4 protein-coding genes are annotated in these 2,927 nt (G+C 66.4%); all 4 read right to left on the bottom strand.

What is annotated here, in order from left to right:
• A partial coding sequence (locus tag A5625_RS29305; RefSeq protein ID WP_156748483.1) for a PPE domain-containing protein occupies positions 1-80 on the bottom strand: 80 nt, incomplete at its 3' end.
• 448 nt (positions 81-528) lie between these two features.
• Positions 529-1,749, bottom strand: a complete 1,221-nt coding sequence (locus tag A5625_RS23500) for a PPE family protein (RefSeq protein WP_066999828.1) — start codon at positions 1,747-1,749, stop codon at positions 529-531.
• A 13-nt stretch (positions 1,750-1,762) separates the two neighbouring features.
• The gene (locus A5625_RS23495) at positions 1,763-2,062 is read right to left on the bottom strand and encodes a PE family protein (RefSeq protein WP_066999824.1); all 300 of its coding nucleotides are present in this window, start codon (positions 2,060-2,062) and stop codon (positions 1,763-1,765) included.
• A gap of 130 nt (positions 2,063-2,192) precedes the next feature.
• A partial coding sequence (locus tag A5625_RS23490) for a PE/PPE C-terminal domain-containing protein (protein ID WP_197516205.1) occupies positions 2,193-2,927 on the bottom strand: 735 nt, incomplete at its 5' end.

The raw sequence follows: 2,927 nt of genomic DNA, 5'->3' as shown, positions 1-2,927 counted from the left end.
GCGGCCATCATCGACCCCGACCCCGGACCCGCATACATGCGACCGGAATTGAACTCCGGCGGAAACGCCCCGAAGTCCATGGTTACGAAGCCCCCGGCTTGAACGGCATTTGTCCCCTCGCAAGTGGTCTCTCATTGATGACCTTCAGAATTCGCTTGCTTGGGAAGGCTAAATGGCCGCGCCGCCTCATCGCCGCTTCGCGATATGGCCACTCGTCGGCGACGACAGTTTTGAGATTGGGATTGCGGCGTAGCGGCAAGAGCGGCGCGCCATCGGCCACGGGTTGACGGCAGCGGCATTACCTGCAGGAACACCCCGTATGGTCATCCACGCCGGACTCACCGTCGGGACAGGAGGGGCGGTTTTTGGGCGACTGCGTCGACCTGAAAACCCCAGTGCGGGATAAAAATCCGGCCGCAGATAAAGCCTGGGTTCAATTTGTCAGGCGGTGCCGCGAATGCGCGAAAACGCGCCCTGCCGCCCGTGTTTCGGAGGCAGGGCGCGTTGTCGATCACGCGCCGCTCGGAACTATCCGGCGAAGGGTGGGCGGGCCATGACGGTGGGCCGGAATCCGTACTTGGGGCCAGCCACACCGTGCCCGGCCGCACCGGTACCGGCCAGCGGCATGCCCCCGAGCAGGTTGCCCGGTCCACCGGCCGCCTCCGGGGCGGCACTGATGCTGCTGACCGGAATCGCACGGCCCAACGTCGCAGGCACCGACGACGACGCACCCGACCAGGACACCGGCACCGACAACTTGCCACCCACCGAGGCTGCACTCCCCAAGGCCGCCACCGGGTGCGCGGCTGCCGCACCGCCACCCAACATGCCGCCCAGACCACCAAGCCCGGGCAACGCCTTGGCCGCGGCCGGAGCCGCCCCACCAATCGCCCCGACCGACTTGGCGATCTGGGTGAAGGTGTTGGCCATACCCGTACTGAAGTACGGCAGACCCTCAGTGTTGTAGAAGAGGCTGGCGAACGGGCTGTACCCGTTGACCGCCGATCCCAGGCTGGTGGGCAGCGTGGTCTGCCCGGTCAACAAGAACCAGAGTTCGGACAGCGGATCGGTGCCCTGCTGCGCCGCGGCGGCTGCAGCCTTGGTCCCTGCACTTGTGCCGGCTTGCGTCGTCGAGTTCACCGTGTTGGCAGCGTTGCCCGCCGCCGTCTGGCCGGCCACCTTGCTGACCGTGGTGGCCTGGCTCTCCCCGGCATCATTGGTGATCTTCGGCGCCGGCTGGATCTGCTGCAGGCTCTTGGTGGCCGCCGTCGACTGACCCGTGTAGCTGTACATCGCACTTGCATCGGTAGCCCACATCTCGCCGTACTGGGCCTCCAGTTGGGCAATCAGCGGCGTGTTCTGCCCCAGCACATTCGTCGCCTGCAGCTGCTTGGACTGCATCCGGTTGGCTGCGATCAGCGGGGGCGGCACCGACGAGGCCAGCGCGGTCTCATAGGCCGCCGCCGCTGTCCGCGCCTGGGTGGCCGTCTCCTCGGCCTGAGCCGCCGTCGACGTCATCCACGCGACGTACGGTTCGACCGCCTGGGCCATGGTCAGCGACGCGGACCCCAGCCACTCCTCGCTCGCCAGCGAGGTGATCACCTTCTCATAACTCAATGCCGACGCATTGAGCTCGGCCGCCAATGCGCTCCACGCCGATGCCGCAGCCATCAACGACCCCGACCCCGGACCCGAATAAATCCGCGCCGAATTGAACTCCGGCGGAAACGCTCCGTAATCCAAACCCAACATCATTGACTCCTTAACCAGTCGCGGCCGCGTTGGCCGCCTCAGTCACCGCGTACGACCCGGAGCTGGTGCTCAGGGTGTTGACAAACATTTCGTGGATCGCCGTCGCCTGAGAACTGACGGCCTGATACATCTGTGCGTGCGCAGCGAACTGCGCTGCCGTCAGCGCCGACACCTCGTCGGCAGCAGCCGGCACCACCCCCGCCGTTGGGGCCACTGCCGCGGCGTTCTGAGCGCTCAACGTTGAGCCGATGGTTTGGAGGCTGCCCGCTGCCGCTGCCAGCGCCTCCGGCTGTGTGGTGACAAATGACATTTAGATTGCTTCCCTTCCGTCGGGCCCGGCGACAGTCCGGGAATGGTTTGCTGGCGCATCAGCCATTGCTGCTGGGTCGATTACGTGGATCACGCGGGCATCGCCTCCATGTGTCGTGGAATCCATGACGTCATCCGGCCGAGGGTGGTCGGGTGAGCACGCTGTAGCGGAAGCCGTATTTGTTGACGTAGCCCGCGGCGGCCCCGCGCCGGCCGACCGATCCGATCGGCATGCCGCGCAGCAGACCATTGGCCGCGGGATTGGCTCCCCCGCTGCCCGCGGCCTGCAGCGGCGTGGCCTCCAGATCCGACACCGGGCTGACCGCCGAGGTCAACGTCGCCCAGTTCTGCGGCACCGAAAGCATCCCGATCCGGCCCGCCTGGCCCGCCCCGGCGGACACCGCACCCACATGCCCGACACCGCCCAGGTTGCCCAATCCCAGAGTCGCGAACTGCGGGGTGGGATACCAGGCACCACTGGCACCGGCCGTACTACCACCAGGACCGGAAACCAACTGCTGAGCAAGCTGCGACCAGAAGGCCACGATGCCGTTCGAGAAGTAGCCGAGACCGGTGTCCTGCTTGAGCAGCACGGTGTAGAGGGTGGGATTCAGCCCCAGCCAGTTGTTGCTCGGAGTCGGCAACCCGGGACCGTCGGCAGTCTGCAATGCGTTCAGCAAACTGGCTTGCGTCGAATTCGACGACGCGTTCGTTATCGCCGCCGGCGCCTGCACCGTTGGCGATGCGTTCAGTGACAACGCCTGTGACGTGGACTGTGCGGTGTTGCCTGCCGGCTCGGAGACGGCCTTGGCGACCGCAGCCGCCTGATCGGAATCGGCTTCCGGCGTGGTGGTGTTCGGCGGCGT

This window comes from Mycobacterium sp. 1465703.0, from assembly GCF_001672975.1.
Lineage (GTDB): Bacteria > Actinomycetota > Actinomycetes > Mycobacteriales > Mycobacteriaceae > Mycobacterium.
This window is presented reverse-complemented; position numbering and strand designations above follow the sequence as displayed.